This window comes from Streptomyces diversicolor, from assembly GCF_057537855.1.
The window spans coordinates 123,867-145,155 of sequence record NZ_BAAJXA010000021.1; the positions used below are offsets into that span (position 1 = coordinate 123,867).

At 72.1% G+C, this 21,289-nt stretch carries 20 protein-coding genes and 1 pseudogene; 10 read left to right on the forward strand and 11 right to left on the reverse strand.

Annotated features, from left to right (window positions below; all coding sequences use genetic code 11):
- Nucleotides 1-27 precede the first annotated feature (27 nt).
- On the reverse strand, nucleotides 28-1,191 hold the full coding sequence (locus AC27LF_RS25010; RefSeq protein ID WP_479658551.1) for a hypothetical protein: 1,164 nt from the start codon (nucleotides 1,189-1,191) through the stop codon (nucleotides 28-30).
- Nucleotides 1,188-2,129: a 5-dehydro-4-deoxyglucarate dehydratase gene (locus tag AC27LF_RS25015; RefSeq protein WP_479658550.1), complete on the reverse strand. Its 942-nt coding sequence runs from the start codon at nucleotides 2,127-2,129 to the stop codon at nucleotides 1,188-1,190. The genes AC27LF_RS25010 and AC27LF_RS25015 overlap by 4 nt, the downstream gene beginning before the upstream one ends.
- Nucleotides 2,130-2,359: 230 nt before the next feature.
- Here AC27LF_RS25015 and AC27LF_RS25020 point away from each other — a divergent pair, with 230 nt between their 5' ends.
- The 7 genes from AC27LF_RS25020 (at nucleotide 2,360) to AC27LF_RS25050 (ending at nucleotide 9,902) form a co-directional block, all read left to right on the forward strand.
- The gene (locus AC27LF_RS25020) at nucleotides 2,360-3,169 is read left to right on the forward strand and encodes an NAD-dependent epimerase/dehydratase family protein (protein WP_479658549.1); all 810 of its coding nucleotides are present in this window, start codon (nucleotides 2,360-2,362) and stop codon (nucleotides 3,167-3,169) included.
- A 311-nt stretch (nucleotides 3,170-3,480) separates the two neighbouring features.
- On the forward strand, nucleotides 3,481-4,251 hold the full coding sequence (locus tag AC27LF_RS25025) for a DeoR/GlpR family DNA-binding transcription regulator (protein WP_479658655.1): 771 nt from the start codon (nucleotides 3,481-3,483) through the stop codon (nucleotides 4,249-4,251).
- 127 nt (nucleotides 4,252-4,378) lie between these two features.
- Complete coding sequence (locus tag AC27LF_RS25030; protein ID WP_479658548.1) at nucleotides 4,379-5,749, forward strand: ABC transporter substrate-binding protein; 1,371 nt, start codon at nucleotides 4,379-4,381, stop codon at nucleotides 5,747-5,749.
- Nucleotides 5,746-6,684 (forward strand): carbohydrate ABC transporter permease, encoded by a 939-nt coding sequence (locus AC27LF_RS25035; RefSeq protein WP_479658547.1) that lies wholly within the window; start codon nucleotides 5,746-5,748, stop codon nucleotides 6,682-6,684. Before AC27LF_RS25030 ends, AC27LF_RS25035 begins: the two co-directional genes overlap by 4 nt.
- On the forward strand, nucleotides 6,681-7,526 hold the full coding sequence (locus AC27LF_RS25040) for a carbohydrate ABC transporter permease (RefSeq protein WP_479658546.1): 846 nt from the start codon (nucleotides 6,681-6,683) through the stop codon (nucleotides 7,524-7,526). The genes AC27LF_RS25035 and AC27LF_RS25040 overlap by 4 nt, the downstream gene beginning before the upstream one ends.
- Nucleotides 7,523-8,512 (forward strand): zinc-dependent alcohol dehydrogenase family protein, encoded by a 990-nt coding sequence (locus tag AC27LF_RS25045; protein WP_479658545.1) that lies wholly within the window; start codon nucleotides 7,523-7,525, stop codon nucleotides 8,510-8,512. The genes AC27LF_RS25040 and AC27LF_RS25045 overlap by 4 nt, the downstream gene beginning before the upstream one ends.
- A gap of 205 nt (nucleotides 8,513-8,717) precedes the next feature.
- A complete protein-coding gene (locus AC27LF_RS25050; RefSeq protein WP_479658654.1) occupies nucleotides 8,718-9,902 on the forward strand; it encodes a TerD family protein in 1,185 nt (394 codons plus the stop codon).
- Nucleotides 9,903-10,032: 130 nt separating this feature from the next.
- Here the strand turns inward: AC27LF_RS25050 and AC27LF_RS25055 are convergent, their stop codons facing one another.
- The 6 genes and pseudogenes from AC27LF_RS25055 to AC27LF_RS25080 all read right to left on the reverse strand — a co-directional run bounded on the left by AC27LF_RS25055 (nucleotide 10,033) and on the right by AC27LF_RS25080 (nucleotide 16,419).
- Nucleotides 10,033-11,475, reverse strand: a complete 1,443-nt coding sequence (locus AC27LF_RS25055; protein ID WP_479658544.1) for an alkaline phosphatase PhoX — start codon at nucleotides 11,473-11,475, stop codon at nucleotides 10,033-10,035.
- Between the two features lie 503 nt (nucleotides 11,476-11,978).
- Nucleotides 11,979-13,406, reverse strand: coding sequence for a hypothetical protein (locus AC27LF_RS25060; protein WP_479658543.1), 1,428 nt, complete (start codon nucleotides 13,404-13,406; stop codon nucleotides 11,979-11,981).
- Nucleotides 13,407-13,690: 284 nt separating this feature from the next.
- On the reverse strand, nucleotides 13,691-14,431 hold the full coding sequence (locus AC27LF_RS25065) for an SRPBCC family protein (RefSeq protein WP_479658542.1): 741 nt from the start codon (nucleotides 14,429-14,431) through the stop codon (nucleotides 13,691-13,693).
- A gap of 443 nt (nucleotides 14,432-14,874) precedes the next feature.
- Nucleotides 14,875-15,456: pseudogene (locus AC27LF_RS25070) on the reverse strand (ArsR/SmtB family transcription factor); the annotation flags it as partial.
- Nucleotides 15,457-15,550: 94 nt separating this feature from the next.
- A complete protein-coding gene (locus AC27LF_RS25075; protein WP_479658541.1) occupies nucleotides 15,551-16,276 on the reverse strand; it encodes a hypothetical protein in 726 nt (241 codons plus the stop codon).
- A complete protein-coding gene (locus tag AC27LF_RS25080) occupies nucleotides 16,273-16,419 on the reverse strand; it encodes a hypothetical protein (RefSeq protein WP_479658540.1) in 147 nt (48 codons plus the stop codon). Before AC27LF_RS25080 ends, AC27LF_RS25075 begins: the two co-directional genes overlap by 4 nt.
- A 169-nt stretch (nucleotides 16,420-16,588) precedes the next feature.
- Here AC27LF_RS25080 and dapA point away from each other — a divergent pair, with 169 nt between their 5' ends.
- From dapA to AC27LF_RS25095, 3 genes are all read left to right on the forward strand, one after another.
- A complete protein-coding gene (gene dapA / locus AC27LF_RS25085) occupies nucleotides 16,589-17,491 on the forward strand; it encodes a 4-hydroxy-tetrahydrodipicolinate synthase (protein ID WP_479658539.1) in 903 nt (300 codons plus the stop codon).
- A gap of 157 nt (nucleotides 17,492-17,648) precedes the next feature.
- The gene (locus tag AC27LF_RS25090; RefSeq protein ID WP_479658653.1) at nucleotides 17,649-18,110 is read left to right on the forward strand and encodes a pyridoxamine 5'-phosphate oxidase family protein; all 462 of its coding nucleotides are present in this window, start codon (nucleotides 17,649-17,651) and stop codon (nucleotides 18,108-18,110) included.
- A 59-nt stretch (nucleotides 18,111-18,169) separates the two neighbouring features.
- Nucleotides 18,170-18,664 (forward strand): NUDIX hydrolase, encoded by a 495-nt coding sequence (locus tag AC27LF_RS25095; protein WP_479658538.1) that lies wholly within the window; start codon nucleotides 18,170-18,172, stop codon nucleotides 18,662-18,664.
- Between the two features lie 278 nt (nucleotides 18,665-18,942).
- On the opposite strand, the gene dapD is transcribed toward AC27LF_RS25095, so the two are convergent.
- From dapD to AC27LF_RS25110, 3 genes are all read right to left on the reverse strand, one after another.
- Nucleotides 18,943-19,932 carry a 2,3,4,5-tetrahydropyridine-2,6-dicarboxylate N-succinyltransferase gene (gene dapD / locus AC27LF_RS25100; RefSeq protein WP_479658537.1) on the reverse strand — a complete coding sequence of 330 codons (990 nt, stop codon included), beginning with the start codon at nucleotides 19,930-19,932 and terminating at the stop codon, nucleotides 18,943-18,945.
- Nucleotides 19,933-20,259: 327 nt separating this feature from the next.
- Nucleotides 20,260-20,796: a TetR/AcrR family transcriptional regulator gene (locus AC27LF_RS25105; RefSeq protein WP_388722095.1), complete on the reverse strand. Its 537-nt coding sequence runs from the start codon at nucleotides 20,794-20,796 to the stop codon at nucleotides 20,260-20,262.
- Nucleotides 20,796-21,116 carry a DMT family transporter gene (locus tag AC27LF_RS25110; RefSeq protein ID WP_404029206.1) on the reverse strand — a complete coding sequence of 107 codons (321 nt, stop codon included), beginning with the start codon at nucleotides 21,114-21,116 and terminating at the stop codon, nucleotides 20,796-20,798. Before AC27LF_RS25110 ends, AC27LF_RS25105 begins: the two co-directional genes overlap by 1 nt.
- Between the last annotated feature and the right edge of the window lie 173 nt (nucleotides 21,117-21,289).

Here is a 21,289-nt window from a genome sequence, read left to right on the forward strand (position 1 = left end):
GCTGCTACAGACACCCCCGTCGCTCACTCACCACCCCGCCAGCACCTCCCGTACCGCCGTCAAGTCGTCGTCCGACGCCAAACCGGCGTGGTACAGGCGCAGTTCGGTGGCGCCTGCCGCTCGGGCGCGGGCCGCGTCCGCCGCCAGGGTGCCGGGGCTGCCGCCCATGCCGGAGACCACGGTGAAGTTGGCCGCGAGCACGGCGTCCGGGCGCCGCTGGTCCGCGAAGGGCGCGAGCAGCCCGGGGCCGCCGGTGCAGGGCACGACGACCCCGTCCGCGACGGTCAGGATGTGCGCGGGGTCCACGCCCGCGTTGGCACCGCAGTGGTACGACACCGGGTCCGCGTGCAGCAGCACCTGGAAGCCCTCGGGCGCGGCGGCGCGGACGGCGGCGACGGCCGCCTCCTGGAGCGTGCGGGCGGTGTCGTCGCGCCACGCGCGCGTGGCGGCGGCCCGCGGTTCGCCGAGGAGCTTCGCCACGCCCGCCCAGCCGCCGTCGTCGGGTACGCCCCGCCACAGCGGCTCCAGCGCCGTGCGCACACGGGCGGCCAGGTCGTCGGGGTCAAGCCCCCGTTCGCCGTAGCCCGTGCGGCAGTCGGGGCAGAAGCACAGCGACATCAGGTACTGCCCGGCCTCGCCGAGCCCCACCCCGCCGATCTTGTCATGGGCGTGCAGATGGGCGAGCCCGTACCAGCCCAGGGACTCCAGTTCGGTGCCGCGCGCGCCGGGGCGCACGGCGGCCTCGGCCGCCAGGTCGACGAGGTACGCGCGCGTGGCGGGCTGTGCGATGCAGGGCGCCCACGGGTAGCGGTCGCCGTAGGCGTTGACGACGGAGGTGCCCGGGTGCTCGGCGCCCAGGCGGGAGTTGTGTGCGAGGACGACCCAGGTGTGCACCTCCAGGCCGGCCGCGGCCAGCGCCTCGGCGGCCTCGCCGTAGGCGTCGCCGGGCGCCCAGTCGCCGGCCGGGTGGGGGCGCGGGGCGCGGCCGGCCCAGCGGTCGCCGGGCGGGTAGAGCACGGCGGCGTGTTCAGCGGTGACGACGCGGTGGCGCGGGTGGCGGGGGGTCAGCGCGCGCGTGGAGTGGTAGGCGGCGGCGAGGGTGACCTGGGCCGCGCCGAGCCGGGCGAGCCGCGCGGGCGCCTCCGGGTCGCCGTTGACGTCCCAGGGGTAGACGAACGCCGAGGTCTTCATGCGCCCTCCTCCAGCAGCGCGTACCCGCGCTCGATCACCTGGGCGAGCTGTTTGACGTGCTCCTCGCTCGGCTCGTGCAGCGGGGGCCGGACCTCTCCGACGTCGAGGCCGCGCAGCCGCACGCCCGCCTTGACGAGGGCGACGGCGTAGCCGCGGCCCTGGGCGCGCAGTTCCCCGAAGGGGCGGTAGAAGCCGTCCAGGAGCCGGTGCGCGGTGGTCTCGTCGCCGTCGCGCAGCGCCCGGTGGAAGGCGAGGGCGATCTCGGGTGCGAAGCAGAAGACGGCCGAGGAGTAGAGGGTGATGCCGAGGGCGCGGTAGGCGAGCTGGGTCTGCTCGGCGGTCGGCAGGCCGTTGAAGTACAGGAAGTCGCCGGGGGCCTCGGTGCGTACGGCGCTGACGATGCGCTGCATCAGGTCCAGGTCGCCGAGGCCGTCCTTGAAGCCGATGATCCCCTCCGTGCGGGCGAGTTCGGCCACCGTGGGCGGGGTGAACACCGCGTTGTCGCGCTGGTAGACGATCAGGGGCAGGTCGGTGGCGGCGGCGACCTCCCGGTAGTGCCGCAGCAGTCCCTCCTGTCCGGCGGCGACGAGGTACGGCGGCATGGCGAGCAGCCCGTCGGCCCCGGCGTCCCGGGCGAGCCGCGCGTAGCGTGTGGCGAGCGCGGTGCCGTAGCCTGCGCCCGCGATCACCGGCACCCGTCCGCCGGCCGCCTCGACGGCGGCGCGTAAGCAGGACTCGAACTCCTCGGGCAGCAGCGCGTGGAACTCCCCGGTGCCGCAGCAGGCGAACACGGCGGCGGCCCCGGCCTGGACGCCCCGGCGCACGTGCGCGCGGTAGACGTCGAGGTCCACGGAGCCGTCGGCGCCGTACGGGGTGACGGGGAAGAACAGCGGCCCGCTGGGGTTGCGGAGTCGAGCGGCGAGAGGGGCTGACGTCACGGGCGCTCCCTGACGGTGCATGTCTATGATCGGCGTCTATATTTCTGAACGCGTCCACGCTAAGGGCCCCACTTGGGCCGGTCAAGCGCGCAAACCCGCAATGCGAGAGCGGATTTCCGCACCGCACACCCCACTTGACGAGCCGGACCGACGCTCCCTAGCGTGTCCACGAATGTGAATGCTGGCCATGAATGCGGCTGTTGAGTCACGTTGACCCAAGGAGACCGAGGATGCCCGCTCCCCGCACCGTTCTGCTCACCGGCGCCGCCGGCGGACTCGGCACCCTGATGCGGGAGTTGCTCCCGGGCTACGGCTACGAACTGCGGCTGTTCGACGTGCGCCCGATCGAGGGCGAGCCGGACGCGATCACCGCGGACCTCTCGGACACCGAGGCGCTGCGCGAGGCCGTGCGGGGCGTCGACGCGATCATCCATCTCGCGGGCATCTCCCTGGAATCGACCTTCGAGAAGGTCCTGAAGGCGAACATCGAAGGCACCTACCACCTGTACGAGGCGGCCCGCGAGGCGGGCGTGCCCCGGATCGTGTTCGCCTCCTCCAACCACGCGGTCGGCTTCACGCCCGCCCCGCGCGGCGACGACCCGCTGATCCCGGTCGACACCCCGCGCCGCCCCGACACCTTCTACGGCCTGTCCAAGTGCTTCGGCGAGGACCTGGCACAGCTCTACTGGGACAAGCACGGCCTGGAGACCGTCTCCATCCGCATCGGCTCCTGCTTCCCCGAGCCGACCAGCGTGCGGATGCTCTCGGTGTGGATGAGCCCGGCCGACGGGGCCCGGCTGCTGCACGCGGCCCTGACCGCCGAGCACGTCGGGCACACCGTGGTGCACGGCTCGTCCGCCAACACCCGTCTGTGGTGGGACCTGACGTCCGCGCGTGCGCTCGGCTACGCACCGCAGGACGATTCGGAGCCGTACGCCGCCAAGCTGATCGCCGAACAGGGGGAACTGGACCCGGACGATCCGGCCCACACCCACCTCGGCGGACACTTCGTGAACGACCCGCCGATCTGGCCGTACTGACGGTACCGGCTGCGGCCGGGGCGGCCACCGGCGGCAAACCGGCGGCGGCGGAAAAACGCCGTTCATGCGGGCGGGCGGGCACCGATCGGGCCCGCCCGTCCGCGTATTCGGGCAGGCGCCCTGCCCGTTCTCACCCCTGCCCGCACAGCCGCGCAGGTCCGCGGCGGGCACTCCGCAAGGGGATCGGGCACACACGGGCAGCATCGGGCCCGCAACAGACCTGGTCAGCGCCGCACACCCGCTGTACAACTTCCCCCATGGGTCGCACCGGGCCCGAACGGGCACACCTCAGCGTGGAGGCGGGTGAAGCGATGAGCGCCAGGACGGCCGAAGAGCGCCAGCGGGAGATCGTGCGGGCCGCGCGGGCCGCAGGCTCCGTCGACGTCACCGTGCTCGCCACCGAGCTGGGCGTGGCCAAGGAGACCATCCGGCGCGATCTGCGCGCCCTGGAGGACCACGGCCTGGTGCGCCGCACCCATGGGGGCGCCTATCCCGTGGAGAGCGCCGGGTTCGAGACGACGCTCGCCTTCCGGGCCACCAGCCATGTGCCCGAGAAGCGCCGGATCGCCGCCGCGGCGGCCGAACTGCTCGGGGACGCGGAGACGGTGTTCGTCGACGAGGGCTTCACCCCGCAGCTCATCGCCGAGTCGCTGCCCGTGGACCGGCCGCTGACCGTGGTCACCGCCTCCCTGCCGGTCGCCGGCGCGCTGGCCGAGGCCGAGAACGTCTCGGTGCTGCTGCTCGGCGGCCGGGTCAGGCCCGGCACGCTGGCGACCGTCGACCACTGGACCACGAAGATGCTCAGCGGATTCGTGGTCGACCTCGCCTTCATCGGCGCCAACGGCATCTCCCGCGAGCACGGTCTGACCACCCCCGACCCGGCGGTCAGCGAGGTCAAGGCGCAGGCGATCCGGGCGGCCCGGCGCACCGTCTTCGCGGGCACGCACACCAAGTTCGGCGCGGTCAGCTTCTGCCGGTTCGCCGATGTCGGCACGCTGGAGGCGATCGTGACGAGCACCCTGCTCCCGGCGACCGAGGCCCATCGGTACTCACTGCTGGGGCCGCAGGTCATCCGGGTCTGACCCCCACATGTCCAGGCGTTACCCAGGGATTCCGCGCACCCGGCGGCGCCCCTTGCACCCCCCTGCCTCCTTTGCCTTCTTTACCCTCTCTACCTCCTTTTGTCCCCACATCTTCCAGGAGCGATCCATGCGCACCCAGAGCCGACGGAGGCCGCGAGCCACGCTCGCCATGGCCGCCGCAGGGACGCTGCTCGCCCCGCTGCTCTCCGGCTGCTGGGTCGGCGCGGGCGGGTCCGGTTCCGGCGGCGACTCCATCAACGTACTGATGGTCAACAACCCCCAGATGACCGAGTTGCAGAAGCTCACCGCCGCGCACTTCACCAAGGAGACCGGCATCAAGGTGAACTTCACGGTGCTGCCCGAGAACGACGTCCGCGACAAGATCAGCCAGGACTTCGCCAACCAGGCCGGCCAGTACGACGTGGCGACGCTGAGCAACTACGAGATCCCCATCTACGCCCGCAACGGCTGGCTGCACACGATGGACTCCTACGTCGCCGACGACCCGGCCTACGACGAGCAGGACGTCCTCAAGCCGATGCGCCAGTCCCTGACCGGCGACGACGGCAAGCTCTACGGTCAGCCCTTCTACGGCGAGTCGTCCTTCCTCATGTACCGCAAGGACGTGTTCGCCGAGAAGGGCCTGACGATGCCCGAGCACCCGACCTGGACCCAGGTGGCCGACCTCGCCGCCAAGGCCGACGGCGCCCAGCCCGGCATGAAGGGCATCTGCCTGCGCGGCCTGCCCGGCTGGGGCGAGCTGATGGCACCGCTCACCACCGTGGTGAACACCTTCGGCGGCACCTGGTTCGACAAGGACTGGACGGCACACCTCGACTCCCCCGAGTTCGTGAAGGCGACGAAGTTCTATGTCGACCTGGTGCGCGACCACGGCGAGTCCGGCGCCGCCCAGTCCGGGTTCGCCGAGTGCCTGAACAACATGACCCAGGGCAAGGTCGCCATGTGGTACGACGCCACCTCCGCGGCCGGACTCCTGGAGGCGGACAAGTCCCCCGTCAAGGGCAAGCTCGGCTACGCCCCCGCCCCGGTGGAGAAGACCGAGTCCTCCGGCTGGCTCTACACCTGGGCGTGGGGCATCCAGAACGCCTCCCGAAACCCCGACAAGGCGTGGAAGTTCGTCTCCTGGGCGTCCGGCAAGGGGTACGAGCAGCTGGTCGGCGACACCATCGGCTGGTCCAACGTGCCGGCCGGCAAGCGCGCCTCGACCTATACCAACCCCGCCTACCGGCAGGAGGCCGCCGCCTTCCAGGACATGACGAGGGACGCCATCGAGAGCGCCCGGCCGGGCGACCCCGGTGTGCAGCCGCGTCCCGCACCCGGCATCCAGTTCGTCGGCATCCCCGAGTTCACCGACCTCGGCACCAAGGTCTCCCAGGAGATCAGCGCGGCCATCGCCGGACGCCAGTCCGTCGACGCGGCCCTGAAGAAGTCCCAGCAACTCGCCGAGAAGATCGCCAAGGAGTACGAGGGACGATGACCGCCACGACGACAGCACCGATGTCAGCGACACCCGTACGCGCCGCCGCGCAGCCGCCCGCCCGGCTGCGCGCCTGGGCGACCCGGGCCCCGCTGCTCCCCGCCCTGATCTTCATGATCGCGGTGACCCAGCTGCCCTTCGTGGCCACGCTGGTGATCTCCTTCTTCGACTGGAACGCCCTCTATCCCAAGGCCCGCCACTTCACCGGCGTCGACAACTACCGGCAGGTGCTCACCGACGCCGACCTGCGCCACTCGGTGTGGACGACCGTGCTGCTCACGGTGGCGGTGGTGCTGGCCAGCCTGGTGCTCGGACTGGCGCTCGCGCTGCTCCTTGACCGGCGCTTCCGCGGCCGGGGTGTGGTCCGCACCCTGCTGATCGCACCGTTCCTCGTGGTGCCCGTGGCCGCCGCCCTGCTCTGGAAACATGTGCTCTACAACCCTGAATACGGTCTCTTCAACGGGTTGCTGCACTATGTGGGCGGGCCACAGCCCGACTGGATCTCCGACACCCCGCTGCTCGCCGTCGAGGCGGCCCTGGTCTGGCAGTGGACGCCGTTCATGATGCTGATCCTGCTCGCCGGGCTGCAGAGCCGCGACCAGCAGCAGATCGAGGCCGCCCGGGTGGACGGGGCGAGCGACTGGCAGATCTTCCGCCATCTGACCCTGCCCCATCTGCGCCGCTACCTCGAACTCGGCGCCCTGCTGGGCTCCATCTACATCGTCCAGAACTTCGACGCGGTCTTCACGATCACGTCCGGCGGCCTGGGCACCGCGAACCTGCCCTACACCGTGTACCAGAGCTTCTACCAGGCCCACGAGAACGGCCTCGCCTCGGCCGCGGGCGTCCTGGTGGTCATCGGCTCGATCATCATCGCGACCTTCGCGCTGCGCGTGGTGTCGTCGCTGTTCCGCGAGGAGGTGTCCCGCGCATGAGCGCCGCAGTCGTTCCCGCCCGCCGCCGCAGGGGCGTCGGCCTGGGCCTGGTCGCCTGGCTCGCCGGCATCCTGTTCTTCCTGCCCATCGCCTGGATGGCGCTGACGTCCTTCCACTCCGAACAGGACGCGGCGACCAACCCGCCGTCGTTCACGGCCGCCCTGACCCTGGACGGCTATCGCGAGTTCTTCGGCACCGGCGGCGGGGCCAGCCCCTGGCCCGCGCTGATCAACTCCACGGTGGCGTCGGTGGTCTCGACGCTGTGCGTGCTGCTGCTGGCGCTCCCGGCGGCCTACGCGCTGTCGATCCGCCCGGTGAGGAAGTGGACGGACGTCCTGTTCTTCTTCCTGTCGACGAAGATGCTGCCGGCCGTGGCGGGCCTGCTGCCGATCTACCTGTTCGCGAAGAACGCCGGGATGCTCGACAACATCTGGCTCCTGGTCATCCTCTACACGGCCATGAACCTGCCGATCGCGGTGTGGATGATGCAGTCGTTCCTCGCCGAGGTCCCGGTGGCGGTGATCGAGGCCGCCCGGGTGGACGGCGCCCGGCTGCCCACGGTGCTCGGCCGGATCGTGGCCCCCATCGCCCTGCCCGGCATCGCCGCGACGGCGCTGATCTGCTTCATCTTCAGCTGGAACGAGCTGCTGTTCGCCCGGGTCCTCACGGGCGTGGTCGCCGAGACCGCCCCCGTCTTCCTGACCGGCTTCATCACCAGCCAGGGCCTGTTCCTGGCGAAGGTGTGCGCCGCGTCGCTCGTCATCTCCCTGCCGGTGCTCGCCGCGGGGTTCGCCGCCCAGGACAAGCTGGTCCAGGGCCTGTCGTTGGGAGCCGTGAAATGAAGGCCGCCGTCATCGAGTCCGTGGGCCGCGCCGTCGTCACCGAGGTCCCCGACCCGACGCCAGGGCCTCGCCAGGTCGTCGTCGAGGTGGCGGCCTGCGGGCTGTGCGGCACCGATCTGCACATCCTCCAGGGCGAGTTCGCGCCCAAGCTGCCGATCGTGCCCGGCCATGAGTTCGCGGGCCAGGTGGTCGGCGTGGGCAACCAGGTCACCGAGGTCGCCGTCGGCGACCGGGTGGCGGTCGACCCGTCGCTGTACTGCTACGAGTGCCGCTACTGCCGCAGCGGCCACAACAACCTCTGCGAGCGCTGGGCCGCGATCGGCGTGACCACCGCGGGCGGCGCGGCCCAGTACGCGGTGGCACCGGTGGCGAACTGCGTGAAGCTGCCCGAGCACGTACGCACCCAGGACGCGGCCCTGATCGAGCCGCTGTCCTGCGCGGTGCGCGGCTACGACATCCTCCAGACCCGGCTCGCCGCCCATGTGCTGATCTACGGCTCCGGGACCATGGGCCTGATGATGCTGGAGCTGGCCAAGCGGACGGGCGCGGCGAGCGTGGACGTGGTCGACCTCAACCCGGCCCGGCTGGAGACGGCCCGCCGGCTCGGCGTCTCGGCGTCCGCGGCGAACGCGGACGAACTGGACCGGCCGCAGGGCTGGGACGTCGTGATCGACGCGACGGGGAACGCGGCGGCGATCCAGGACGGCCTGGACCGGGTGGCCAAGGCGGGCACGTTCCTGCAGTTCGGGGTCGCCGACTACGCGACCCGCGTGACCATCGACCCGTACCGCGTCTACAACCAGGAGATCACCATCACCGGCTCGATGGCGGTGCTGCACAGCTACGAGCGGGCGGCGGAACTGTTCGCGAACGGCGTGCTCGACCCCGACGTCTTCATCAGCGACCGCATCCCCCTGACCCACTACCCAGAGGCCCTGACCCAGTTCGCAGCAGGAGTAGGCCGCAAAATCGTGGTGGTGCCGTAACAAAACCCACTGCGCTTCCCCGCGCCCCTTTCGGCAGCGCCCCCGAAGGGGCGCGGGGCTGTATCGACATGCGGCTCCGCCGCGCGGGCGCGACCAGCCCCCACAAAGCCGCAGACAAAGAACAACCCATCACGGCCCACCCAGCGGAGTGACAAGGTAAGGGAACGGTAAAGCGCCCCCGCTCGTTACTCATGGCATGACAGCTATGACCCCCGGCTCGAACATCCCTCTCGCCGCCGCCCGTGTGACGGTGGACGTCGCCGCCCCGGTGCGGCTCGACGTATCGGGCCTGCTGCTCACCGCCGACGGCAAGGTGCGCTCCGACGACGACTTCATCTTCTACAACCAGCCCACCGGCCCGGGCGTGACCTACCGCTCGGGCGGCGGCGCGGCACCCGACGCGATCGTCGTCGACACCGGCGCCGTCCCACCCGGCATCGAGAAGATCGTCGTGACCGCGAGCCCGGACGCCGCGGGCCAGACCTTCCAGGGCGTCGAACCGACGGCGACGATCCGCAACGCAGACGACAACACCGTGCTGGCGACCTTCACACCCCCGCAGCTCGGCACCGAGACCGCGCTGGTGGTCGTCGAGATCTACCGGCGCAACGGCCAGTGGAAGGCCCGCGCCGTCGGCCAGGGGTACGCCGACGGGCTCGCCGGCATCGCAACCGACTTCGGCGTCACCGTGGAGGAACCGGCACCGGCACCGGCCGCCCAGCCCGTGGCACCGCCGCCGCCCGCCGCCCAGCCGGCCGCGCCCCCGATGCCCGCCGCTCCCCCGGCGCCGCCCGCCCCGGCGCCCGGCACCGGGAAGATCAACCTGGACAAGGGCCGGGTCAGCCTCCAGAAGAACCAGACGGTCTCCCTCGTCAAGGGCGGCCGCCCGCTGCTGTCCCGGGTGCAGATGGGACTCGGCTGGGAGCCCGCGTTCCGCGGCAAGGACATCGACCTGGACGCCTCGGTCATCGCCTACGGCCCGCAGCGCAACCACATCGACAGCTGCTACTTCGGCAAGCTGACCATCCTGAACGGCGCGATCAAGCACTCCGGCGACAACCTCACGGGCGAGGGCGGCGGCGACGACGAGGTGATCGTCGTCGATCTCGGCCGGATCCCGCAGGAGGTCTCCGGCCTGGTCTTCACCGTGAACTCCTTCTCCGGCCAGAAGTTCACCGAGGTCGCCAAGGCTTATTGCCGCCTCGTGGACACCGCGACCGGCGAGGAACTGGTCCGCTTCGACCTGACCGGCGCCGAGGCGCAGACGGGCGTGATGATGGCCAAGCTCATCCGCCAGTTCTCCGGCGAGTGGGAGATGACCGCGATGGGCGACTTCGTCAAGGCCCGCACGGTCCGCAACATGGTCAAGCCGGCCGCCCAGGCGCTGTAGCGCGGGGATACACCGGCACGGGCGCCCCCGGCCCCGGGGGCGCCCGCCGGCGCGCTGTAGCCGTTCAGTGCGGGCCGGGCCCGCCGAAGTGGGCCCGGCCCGGCCGCCCCCGTGCGGGCGCGGGAATCGACTACCGCCTCTGACGCTTCCAGGGGCCGGTGACGGCGAGCATGATGCCGGGTTCCTGGATGTTGGCGAACAGGGTCCGGCCGTCGGGCGAGAAGGTGACGCCGGTGAACTCGCTGTACTCCGGTTCCTCGGCGGTGCCGATGTTCAGCTCGTTGCGGGCGATCGGGTAGGTGCGGCCGCTGTCGGTGGCGCCGAACAGGTGCTGGATGCCGTCGCCGTCCTCGGCGATGACGAGGCCGCCGTACGGGGAGACGGTGATGTTGTCGGGGCCGTCGAAGGCACCCTCGGCGGAAGGGTCGGGGTTGACGCCGAGCAGCACCTTCAGGGTGAGCGTGCGGCGCTTCGGGTCGTAGAACCAGACCTGCCCGTCGTGCTGGACGGGGCTCTCCCCACGGGCGTAGGAGGAGACGACGTAGGCGCCGCCGTCGCCCCACCACATGCCCTCCAGCTTGCGGGCGCGGGTCACCTGGCCGGTGCCGAACTGCTTGCGGACGGAGGTGGTGCGCGCGTCCCGGTCGGGTACGTCGACCCAGTCGACGCCGTAGACCGTGCCGATCCGCGTGGCGCGGGACAGGTCGTCGACGAACGCGCCGCCGGAGTCGAAGCACTTGAACGCCTGGAGTCGGCCCGCGTCGGCGGCGAGGGTGCGCAGCCTGCCCCGGCCGTGGTGGAAGCCCTCCGGCGGGGTCCAGCGGTAGAAGAGCCCGTTCGGGGAGTCCGCGTCCTCCGTCAGATAGAGGTGGCCGCGCTTGGGGTCCACGACGACGGCCTCGTGTGCGTAGCGGCCCAGCGCCTTGATCGGCTGCGGGGCGCGGTTGGCGCGGCGGTCGGCCGGGTCCACCTCGAAGACATAGCCGTGGTCCTTGGTCATGCCGTTCTGGCCGGCCTTGTCCTCGGTCTCCTCGCAGGTGAGCCAGGTGCCCCACGGCGTGCTGCCGCCCGCGCAGTTGGTGGAGGTGCCGGCGATGCCGACCCACTCGGCGACGTGGTCGCGGCGGACCTCGACGACCGTGCAGCCGCCCGAGGCGGCCGGGTCGTAGACCAGTCCCTCGGTGAGCGGAACGGGGTACTCCCACTTGCTGCGCGGGCCCTTGAGTTCGTGGTTGTTGACGAGGAGGGTGGCGCCGCGCGGGCCGTCGAAGGTGGCGGTGCCGTCGTGGTTGGAGGGCGTGAACTCGCCGGACTCCAGCTTGGTCCTGCCGCTGTGGGTGATGATCCGGTAGGTGAACCCGGCGGGCAGCGCGAGGATGCCGTTCGGGTCGGGGACGAGCGGTCCGTAGCCGACCCCGGGGTGTCCGACGGCCTTCTCCTCCCCCGCGCTCTCGGTGTCCGTGGAGGCCAGCGCGTTGGGTGCGGTGGCGAGGGCGCCGACGCTGCCCGCCAGCGCGACACCGGCGCCGGTGATCGCGGATGTCCTGGCGAAGTCCCTGCGGGTGAGCGACATGCTGTCTCCTGTGACGGTGGGAAATGCCGTGGAGGGTGGCGGATCGCGCTGCGCGGAACCCTGCCGCCTCCCCCTGAACGGCGATTGAACACCGGGCGACTTCGTGATCCCCGCTTCCCCGGACCCGTAAGCCTCACCGCGCCCAGCACCGAGACACCGACTCGGTGCCGGCCGGCGGGAGATGGGCGTGCGGGGTACCGGGGCGCGGGGGCCTGGGGTGCGGGGCCTGGGGTGCGGGGCCTGGGGTGCGCAGGGTCCGGGGCGCACGGTTGCGAGGCCCCCTGGAGTTTCGGGGGTGCACGACGCCGGGCGCCCCCCTGCGTCTGAGCCACGTCGAGGCACCCGCCCCGCCCGCCGCCGGGGGCACCGCCCTGGCCCCCGGCGCGCCGCCGACCGAGGGGGCTGCCTGTCGTGGCCCGCATGTCGTGCTGCGGCATCCGGGGCGCCCGCTCGCCGCCGGACGCCCCGTGACCTCGGGAGCCCCGAAACCCCGGGGAAGGGGGTCAGGTGCCCTGCTGTGAGCGGGCCTTGAAGGCCGCCTTGCGGGCCTCCTTGGCGATCTTCTTGTCCGGGTGCAGCCGGCCCATCGCCTCCAGCACGTCCGCGGTCGCCGGGTGCTCCACCCGCCACGCCGCCGCGAAGAACCCGCTGTGCTGGGCCGCAAGCCCCTCCACCAGGCCACGCAGTTCCTCGGAGTTGCCCTCGGCGGCGAGCTGTGCGGCCACCGTGTCGATGGTGAGCCAGAACACCAGCTCCTGCGACGGCGCCGGCACACCGGGGATGCCCCGCTCGCTCAGCCACACCCGGGCAAGCCCGCCCAGTTCGGCGTCGTCAAGGACCTCCCGCAGCGCCGGCTCGGCTTCACTGCCGACCAGGGACAGCGCCTGCTGGCAGCGCAGCCTGCGCAGCGGCGCCCCGGCGTCGCCGCCGCGCGCCGCGGCCAGCAACTCCCGTGCCGCGGCGAGGGGTTCGCGGCGGGCCAGCCACTGCTCGGTCTCGGCCCTGGCCGCCGCCTGCGGAAAGCGGGACGTGCCGTCGAGCAGGACGTCCGCGCCCTTGTCCACGAGTTCGCCGACCGCGGGCGCCTCGAAACCGGCCTCCAGCAGCCGCGCCCGCAGCCCGTACAGACCGAGCGGGGTGAGCCGCACCAGGCCGTAACGGGAGACGTCGGTCTCGTCCTCCGGCGCGGCCGGCTCGTCGTCGCCCTCGGCCATGAGCGCCTCGTCGACGGGCTGGTACTCCACGATGCCGATCGGTTCCAGCAGCCGGAACTGGTCGTCCAGGCGCATCATCGCGTCGGACACCTGCTCCAGCACGTCGTTGCTGGGTTCGCCCATGTCAGGGGGCACGATCATGGAGGCGGCGAGCGCGGGCAGCGGCACCGTGCCGTCGCCGGGGCCGTCCGCGCCGACGGTCAGCAGGTACAGGTTGCCGAGGACGCCGTCGAGGAAGTCGGCCTCGGCCTCCGGGTCCCAGTCGAGTGACGAGAAATCGACCTCGCCGTCGCCGTCCGCCGCGTCCATGAGCCCGTCCAGATCGGGCACGCTCGCGTCGGCGACTACGGCCTCCAGGGCGGCGAGCCACACCGTGAGCACGTCGTGCGGCGAGCCGGAGGTGAGCAGGGCCAGCTCCTCCCCCGCCTCGACGGTCCCGGCTTCCTCGTCGACGATCTCGACCAGACCGGTGTCCACGGCGACCCGCCATGCCTCGCTCGCCCAGGCCGCGGCGTCGTCCCCGGTAAGACCCAGCAGCTCGACCGCGGCGGGCAGCTGCTCGTCGACCAGGCTGCCCCCGACGTCCACTCTGGTGTCGGGCCCGGCCCAGCGGGCGAGCCGGACGGCCCGGGACAGCGACGGCGTGGACAGCGCGGCGCGCGCCAGCTCCGCTTCGGAGTGCAGCCGCACCGGCGGCAGGGGGGAGCTGTCTGACATCGGCTGGTTCTCCTCGCGGCCGTGATGGGACTCAGCGGTTCAGCCTAGACGGGTTTCCACCTATGCCGCCCGGTTCCTCTCCTCACCGGGACCGGCACCTGGCCGAAACCCTGACGTCCCCGTCGACCGGACCGGACCTTGATGCGCGTAGAGGAAGGCGATGCGGCCCGCCGAATCGACGCGAGGTCACCGCCGGACGCGCACGCCCCGCTGTGCGCCGGCGCGCGCCGGCGCCGGGCGCGGACCCGCCGGACGGCGGCGGTTGCGCCCGCGACGCCGTTCGCTCAGGACTGGCCGAACACCCCGTTCAGCCAGCCCTGCCACACGGCCTCGTTCGCCTTGGCGTCGGCGTCCGGAGCGAAGTCGTGCACGGAGATGCCGACCGGCGCGCCCCAGTGGTTGCGCCCGAAGAAGCGGATCAGGGCGTTGTCGGTGCGCAGTCCGATGAAGTAGGGGTTGCGGAAGTCGAGGACGGCGTCGAGGGGCCGCCCCTGCGGGCCGTGTGCCTGGACACGGGCTCCCTGCGCGGTGTCGGCGGCGAGGCCGAGGGCCCGGCCGACGGCGGTGAAGGCGTCGGCGGTCTTGGACGCCTCGGGCCCGTCGAACGTGGCGAACGCCACCGGGCGGGGCGCGAAGTGGACCAGGTACTCACGCAGGGTGTGCAGATAGAACTCGGTGTGCTTGCTCGCGCCGTCGTACTGGTTGTCCCAGTCGTCGACGAAGATGCCGCTGTGCACGTACCGCACCCAGGCGCGGCGGCCCTCGTCGCGCGGCTCGATGGTGTAGTCGAGCTGGTTGAGGGTCTGCTGGGAGATGCCCTCGACGTTCTCGACACGGTTCGTGTAGCGGTGCGGCGGGTCCCAGGCGGTGACGGCGGACCCGAAGGGACCCCGGCCGCCCACCCGCGGCTCCGGCGGCTCCATCGGCCACAGGTAGCCGCCGGTGCCGGTGGTCACGGCCTGCCACACCTCCTCCGGAGTGGCGTCGACCTCGAACTCGCTGACGATCTCGAATTCCTTGGACATGGCGGGGCTCCTGATTACTGCGGGTCCGGTTCCGGGGCGGACCGCTCCCGGATCGAGGCATGGCCCTGGACCGCGCCGCGGTCCTGGGAGGTGATCTGGTCCTGGGCGGTGATCTGATCGTCGGCCGGACCGGAGCGTCCGTCACCCGCGGACCGGCCGACCCCAGCGGGCCGGTCGCTGACAGGGGGCCGATCGGTGCCAGCAGGCCGATCGCTGACAGCAGGCCGATGGCTGACAGCGGGCCGATCGCTGACCGGCGGCCGGTCACCGCCCGGGGCCTGCCCACCGACCGACGGCCGCCCACTCACAGAAGACTCCTCGCCGCCCCGCGACTGCCCACCGACCGTGACCTGCCCACTCACCTGGGCCCGGCCACCGCCCGGGGGCTGCCCCTCAACAGAGGGCTGCCCGCCGACCGCGGGCCGCCCACCGGCCGGGGTCTCGTCCTTGACCGTCGGGTGCACGGCGACGACGATCCGGTGGTCCCGTCCGCCCTCGGCGTCGGGAGCGTCGTACTTGCGGATGAGGGCGCTCACCCCCGCCGTCAGCTCCTGGACGAAGGCCGCACGGTCGGCGGCCGAGGCGAAGCGGACCTCGCCGTCCAGGGCGTACGTCGCCAGCCGCTTGCGGGCCTTCGCCGCGCCGGTGATCAGCGTGCCGACGTCCCGGACGAGCCGGGCGCCGAGCGCGAGCAGCCAGCGCGCGGACAGCTGGTCACGGAAGCGATCCGGGTCGGGCTGTACGGCGGCCAGCGCGAGCGGGCTGATCACGTACGACGCCGCGGTCGCGCGCATCAGCCGCTCGGTGACGTTGCCCTTGCGGCGCTCGCCGGCCAGTTCGACCAGGCCGTGCCGCTCCAGCGCCTTGAGGTGGTAGTTCACCTTCTGCCGGGGCAGTCCGACCCGGCCGGCCAGCATGGCGGCCGACGCGGGCGCGGAGGTCAGCTCGGCGAGCAGCCGGGCCCTCGTCGGGTCCAGCGACACGGCGGCGGCCTCGGGGTCCTCGATCACGGTCACGTCCAGCATGCGCCCACCCTCTCACCGAAAACTTTTCTTGTCCAGGCGGTTCAAGCTTTCGGTGAGTGGGGGCGCCGGGGCCGCGGCGCCGTGCCACCGCGGGTCAGTTCTCGCCACTCCCTTCGGTACCGCGGTCGCCGAGGCGAGCCAACTGGGTCTGGAACCAGTCGAGGCGGGCCTGCAACAGGGCGGCCTCGGCGACGAGTTCGGGCACGCCGAACCCTTCGGCCGCACCGGCCCCGCCGGGCACGCCGCGCGGGCCGTCGCCGGCCGGCCCGCCCGGCGACGGCCGACCGCCGGTCGCCGACACCCGCAGCCCGTCGCCGGCCAGCCCGGCGAATCCGGCGAGCGAGACCGACGTACGGGCGCGCACACAGCTCGCGCAGGCGGGCGCAAGCGCTCGCCAGCCCGGGCGGCCCCAGCCGGCGTCGGCCAGCGCGGCGGCGCGGGCGCCGCAGGCGCACGGTCCGACGGCCGCCGTGCGCACCCGCTGCCGGGCGTAGCGGAAGCCGCGTTCGAAGCGGATGTAGGCGCCGAGGACGGAGACCTCCAGGAGGACCGCCGCACGGTGCTCCACGGTGCACAGCAGCGCCTCGGCGGCCGTCCGGTCGTGCACGCAGTGGAAACCGCAGTCGCACAGCCGCGCGGGTGGGCGGTGCCGTCGGCCGTAGACGCAGGAGGCGTCGTCGAGGACCCCGTACGGCAGCGCGCCGCCCAGTGACACCCCGGTGAAGCCGGCCCGGGTGCCGTCCTGGGACAGCATCGGGTGGGCGATCTTGTATCCGGTGGGCGGCTCCGTCGGGCGTTCCGCGGGGAGCCGCAGCCTCATCGGGCGGCCGGCACCTCTTCCGGCGCGGACGGCTGCGGTTCGGCGGTGCGCGCGGGGGTCTCCTCGGGCCGTTCACGTTCTTCGTGGTGGTCGAGTGGCTGTTCCTGCGCGATTCCGGTGGCCAGTGCCTTGCCGAGCTTCATGGTTGCCTCCCATGACTGCCGTAGGTGACCGTTCCGCCCATGGTGACCCACACGGGCCGAGTTGGACACAGGGCAGCGGTCGGACCCCCTCCGACCCTCAGCAACGCTTACGGATATCTCGTAGAAGAATTAAGTGGAGCTACACCATTGTGCTGCCGAGACTGGAGCCATGACGAACCCGGACCGCCCCGCTCCGCCCTTCGGCCGCGCCCTGTGCGCCATGGTCACGCCCTTCACGCCGACGGGCGCGCTCGATCGCGACGGCGCAGGACAACTGGCCGAGCGGCTGGTCACGGAGGGCTGCGACGGACTCGTGCTCGGCGGCACGACGGGCGAGTCGCCGACCCTCACCGACGCCGAGAAGGCGGAGCTGGTGCGGGCCGTCCGGGAGGCCGTCGGCCCGCGGGCGACGATCGTCGCGGGCGTCGGCACCTTCGACACCCGGCACACCGCCGAACTGGCCCGCGCCGCCGAGAAGGCCGGCGCCGACGGCGCGCTGGTCGTGACGCCCTACTACTCCAGGCCCCCGCAGGACGCGCTGGAGGCCCACTTCCGGGAGGTCGCGGACGCGAGCGGACTGCCCGTCATGCTGTACGACATCCCCGGCCGCACCGGCACCCGCATCGAGCCCGAGACGATGATCCGGCTCGCGGACCACCCGCGGATCGTGGCCGTCAAGGACTGCTCCTACGACTTCCTCGGCACCCAGAAGGTGCTGGCGCGCACGGAACTGGCGTACTACGCGGGCTGCGACGAGCACATCCTCGCGCTGTACGCGGTGGGCGCGGCGGGCTGTGTCAGCACGGTGGCGAACGTCGTGCCACGCGAAGTCGCCGACATCCTGGCGGCGTTCGACGCGGGCGACCCGGCACACGCGGCCCGGCTCCAGCGACGGGCCACGCCCTTGATCGAGGCCACGACGGCCGCGGGCCTGCCCGGCACCGTCACCACCAAGGCCCTCCTGAACGCACTCGGCCACCCCGCGGGCCCGGTACGCCCCCCACTACGCCCGGCCACCCCCGAGACCACGGCCCGACTCCTCACCCACTACACCCAGTTCACAGCGACCTGAACAGCCCCGGTACCGCGGAGCGGCTACCCCGGAGCCGCGCGCCCGGCGAGGCAGCCACCGGGCAGGATCACGAGGGAGCCAGGGGGTTCATCGGTCGCTGGGAGTAGGTCCTGCGCCTCAGGCGCGCTTCGTGCCTGCTTGGCTAGGGTCCGTGCTCATGGAGACCACAGGAATCGTTCGCCGCCGGACGGCGGAGCGTAGGCGCGACGCTCTGGAACGGCTCGTTGCCGAGCGGGATGCATGGGTGTCGACGGCTCACCCTGATCACGGGCCGCATCAGGTGCCGCTGTGGTTCCTGTGGGACGGGCGAGCCGTGTGGATGTGCACCAGCGCCACTTCCGTGACGGCGCGGAACGTCCGCGAGGAGCCGCGGGTGCGCCTGGCGCTGCCTGACACCTTCGACGTGGTGCTTCTCCAGGGTGAGGCGGAGTGCTTCCTGGACCACGAGGTGCCCGAGGACGCGGCGGAGGCGTTCGCCGCCAAGTTCGGGTGGGACCCGCGGGCGGAGGAGGGTTCCTTTCTGTATGTGCGCGTGGTGCCGAAGAGTGTGCGCGCGTGGCGCGGCGAACCGGAACTACGCGGCAGAGTCATCATGCGCGACGGAACATGGCTGGAATAACAGCCGTGCCACTCCTGCCTCCCCGGATCACCTGAGCGTCCCGAGGCTAGGGTTTCCGGATGGCCTCGGTGAACCTGCGTCGCGCTGTCCGGGCGCTCGTGCTGGACGAAGACGAACGCGTGTTGCTGTGCCGGTTCGATATTCCCGAGCCGGCGGGGACGGTCGTGTGGGCTGCTCCGGGCGGAGGCATCGAGCCTGGCGAGACCCCGCTGGCCGCCCTGCGCCGTGAGCTTCACGAGGAGGTGGGCCTGGTCCTGGACGAGGATCCGCCTCATGTCTGGCATCAGGTGGTGGTGGCTCCAGGCCATGCCGCGGGTTACGACGGCGTGGTCAACGACTACTTCCTTGTGCGAGCCGCGTCGTTCACTCCTCGCGGGGCCATGTCGGACGCGGAGCTGGCTGCGGAGCACATCAGCGGGACGCGGTGGTGGCGGCTGCGCGAGATCGCCGCATACCGAGGTCCCGACCTGTTCTCACCTCGTGCCCTCGCCGGCCCGTTGAAGGAGCTGATCGTCCGTGGTGCCCCAGCCGAGCCGGTAAGGCTCGGGCTGTGAAGTACGTGCCGTAGCGTCCTCAAGTTCACGGCAGGGAGATCCGCTGGGGGGCGACGTCGAGCGGAACAGCGGCCCGTCGATGCGGCCCGGTACTCGACGCAGGCGGACATCCCGCCGAACCACACGGCGAGCGGCGCTTTTTCTGGTCTGCTGGCTGACGCGTCGGCCGGGGTCATGAGCTGATCCAAGCAGAACGTCCGGGCGAGCTCCGCGGCGGAACCCCGGCGGCGCGTCAGGGTGTTGATCGGTGGGCGGCCGCAGGTCACGGCCGCCCGAGGTCAGTTGTGGGTGTGCAGGATCTCGTTCAGGCCGTCCCAGACCGCGTTGTTCGGACGGGCCTCCACGGCGCCGGTGACCGAGTTGCGGCGGAAGAGGATGTTGGAGGCGCCGGACAGCTCGCGGGCCTTGACGATCTGGCCGTCGGGCATGGTCACGCGGGTGCCCGCGGTGACGTACAGGCCGGCCTCCACGACGCACTCGTCGCCGAGCGCGATGCCGACGCCCGCCTCGGCGCCGATCAGGCAGCGCTCGCCGATGGAGATGATCACGTTGCCGCCGCCGGACAGCGTCCCCATGGTGGAGGCGCCGCCGCCGATGTCCGAGCCGTCGCCGACGACGACGCCCGCGGAGATGCGGCCCTCGACCATGGAGGTGCCCAGGGTGCCCGCGTTGAAGTTCACGAAGCCCTCGTGCATGACCGTGGTGCCCTCGGCGAGATGGGCGCCGAGGCGCACGCGGTCGGCGTCGGCGATGCGGACGCCCTTCGGCGCGACGTAGTCCGTCATGCGCGGGAACTTGTCGATCGAGGTCACCTGGAGGTGCAGGCCCTCGGCGCGGGCGTTGAGCCGCACCGTCTCGATGTCGTCGACGGCGACCGGGCCGAGCGACGTCCAGGCGACGTTGGCGAGGAAGCCGAAGATACCGTCCAGGCTCTGCCCGTGCGGCTTGATCAGGCGGTGCGAGAGCAGGTGCAGGCGCAGGTAGACGTCGTGCGCGTCGATCGGCTTCTCGTCGAGGGAGGAGATGACCGTGCGCACCGCCACCACTTCGACGTTCCGGCGGGGGTCGGGGCCGACGGCCCGCGTGGCGCCCTCGCCGAGCAGCCGCCCGGCCTGCTCGGCCGACAGCGACTCGGTGCCGGACGGTCCGGGCTCGGCGACCAGTTCGGGCGCCGGGAACCAGGTGTCGAGAACGGTGCCGTCGGCGGCGACGGTGGCGAGACCGGCGGCCACGGCGCCGGTGGTACGAGGAGCAGTCGTGTCGGTCATGAGGGCAACCTAACGTGGGCGGGCCCGCACGGGCGAACCGGCGGACCAGCGTCTCAGCTGCCGGTCGGCGAACCACCCCAGACACCGGCCGGCGCAGCCCCCCGAGCACCGGTCAGCAAACCGTCCCAGGCGACCGGCGAAGCACCCCAGACACCGGCCGGCGAAGCACCTCAGGCACCGGTCGCACACCGTCCCGGACACCGGCCGGCGCAGCACCCCAAGCACCAGCCGGCGAAGCGCCCCGCACCGGCCGGCGCACCGCCTCCGGCCGGCACCGGACCGCCCTCGGCCCCGCCGGGCCGGACAGGTCCGGTCCGGTCCGGTCCCTCAGGGAATCACCCGTGCCAGTGCCTCCCGCGCATACTCCTCGTCGTACTCGCCGCCGGTCAGCAGTACCTGGAGGCAGATGCCGTCCATCAGGGCGAGCAGGGCACGGGCGGTCACCGGGTCGGTCCGGTTGGCCAGCCGCCGTGCCGTCTCCTCGGTCCACTCCGCGGCCACGGGCCGCAGCGCGGGGCGGCGCAGGGCCGCCAGATACAGCTCGTACTCCAGCTCGACGCCCGTGCGCTCGCCGCCCAGCCACTCCCCCAGCACCCGCGCGAGCCCGGCTGCCAGGTCGCCCTCGGTGTCGTCCGGCACGCCGCTGCCGACCAGTACTCCGGCGAACCCCTCGTTGGCCTGCCGCAGGGCCGCGACCAGCAGTTCGTCGAGGGTGGCGAAGTGGTACGTCGTGGAGCCGAGCGGTACGTCCGCCTCGGCCGCGACGGTCCGGTGGCTCAGCCCGGCGATGCCCTTCGCGCCGACGACCCGGATCGCCGCGTCGATGATCCGCTGCCGCCGGTCCGGGTCGTGGCGCCGGGCCATCAGTGCGCGCCGCCCAGGTTCAGGACCACGACGCCGCCGATGATCAGCAGCAGCCCGGTGATCTTCGTCGCGTTCAGCCCCTCCCCGAACAGCAGCAGCCCGAGCACCGCGATGGTCGCGGTGCCGACCCCGGACCAGATCGCGTACGCCGTGCCGATCGACAGGCTCTTCAGTGCCCGGGCGAGCAGCACGAAGGAGACGAGATAGCCGACAGCGGTCAGCAGCGCGGGCCCCGGCCTGCTGAGGCCGTCGCTGTACTTCATCGCGGTCGTGGCGGCCACCTCGGCCGCGATGGCTCCGGAGAGCAGCAGATACCCCATGTGTACGAGCGTACATAACGGTGCGCGGCCGCTTCGGACGGGTCGCCCGATCACTCAACTCTGGTATAGCAGGCAAGAGTTGACGAAACGTCAGTCAACAAGCCGCGCGCTGAAACCCTCCCCGCCGGCTCCCCGGCTCCACTACTGTTTCAGCCTCGATCACCTCGCCCCCA

Coding starts and splice junctions, on each gene's coding strand:
- AC27LF_RS25010 (WP_479658551.1), bottom strand. CDS start 1,191: ATGAAGACCTCGGCGTTCGTCTACCCCTGGGACGTCAACGGCGACCCG.
- AC27LF_RS25020 (WP_479658549.1), top strand. CDS start 2,360: ATGCCCGCTCCCCGCACCGTTCTGCTCACCGGCGCCGCCGGCGGACTC.
- AC27LF_RS25025 (WP_479658655.1), top strand. CDS start 3,481: ATGAGCGCCAGGACGGCCGAAGAGCGCCAGCGGGAGATCGTGCGGGCC.
- AC27LF_RS25030 (WP_479658548.1), top strand. CDS start 4,379: ATGCGCACCCAGAGCCGACGGAGGCCGCGAGCCACGCTCGCCATGGCC.
- AC27LF_RS25035 (WP_479658547.1), top strand. CDS start 5,746: ATGACCGCCACGACGACAGCACCGATGTCAGCGACACCCGTACGCGCC.
- AC27LF_RS25040 (WP_479658546.1), top strand. CDS start 6,681: ATGAGCGCCGCAGTCGTTCCCGCCCGCCGCCGCAGGGGCGTCGGCCTG.
- AC27LF_RS25045 (WP_479658545.1), top strand. CDS start 7,523: ATGAAGGCCGCCGTCATCGAGTCCGTGGGCCGCGCCGTCGTCACCGAG.
- AC27LF_RS25050 (WP_479658654.1), top strand. CDS start 8,718: ATGACCCCCGGCTCGAACATCCCTCTCGCCGCCGCCCGTGTGACGGTG.
- AC27LF_RS25055 (WP_479658544.1), bottom strand. CDS start 11,475: ATGTCGCTCACCCGCAGGGACTTCGCCAGGACATCCGCGATCACCGGC.
- AC27LF_RS25060 (WP_479658543.1), bottom strand. CDS start 13,406: ATGTCAGACAGCTCCCCCCTGCCGCCGGTGCGGCTGCACTCCGAAGCG.
- AC27LF_RS25065 (WP_479658542.1), bottom strand. CDS start 14,431: ATGTCCAAGGAATTCGAGATCGTCAGCGAGTTCGAGGTCGACGCCACT.
- AC27LF_RS25075 (WP_479658541.1), bottom strand. CDS start 16,276: ATGAGGCTGCGGCTCCCCGCGGAACGCCCGACGGAGCCGCCCACCGGA.
- AC27LF_RS25080 (WP_479658540.1), bottom strand. CDS start 16,419: ATGAAGCTCGGCAAGGCACTGGCCACCGGAATCGCGCAGGAACAGCCA.
- dapA (WP_479658539.1), top strand. CDS start 16,589: ATGACGAACCCGGACCGCCCCGCTCCGCCCTTCGGCCGCGCCCTGTGC.
- AC27LF_RS25090 (WP_479658653.1), top strand. CDS start 17,649: ATGGAGACCACAGGAATCGTTCGCCGCCGGACGGCGGAGCGTAGGCGC.
- AC27LF_RS25095 (WP_479658538.1), top strand. CDS start 18,170: ATGGCCTCGGTGAACCTGCGTCGCGCTGTCCGGGCGCTCGTGCTGGAC.
- dapD (WP_479658537.1), bottom strand. CDS start 19,932: ATGACCGACACGACTGCTCCTCGTACCACCGGCGCCGTGGCCGCCGGT.
- AC27LF_RS25105 (WP_388722095.1), bottom strand. CDS start 20,796: ATGGCCCGGCGCCACGACCCGGACCGGCGGCAGCGGATCATCGACGCG.
- AC27LF_RS25110 (WP_404029206.1), bottom strand. CDS start 21,116: ATGGGGTATCTGCTGCTCTCCGGAGCCATCGCGGCCGAGGTGGCCGCC.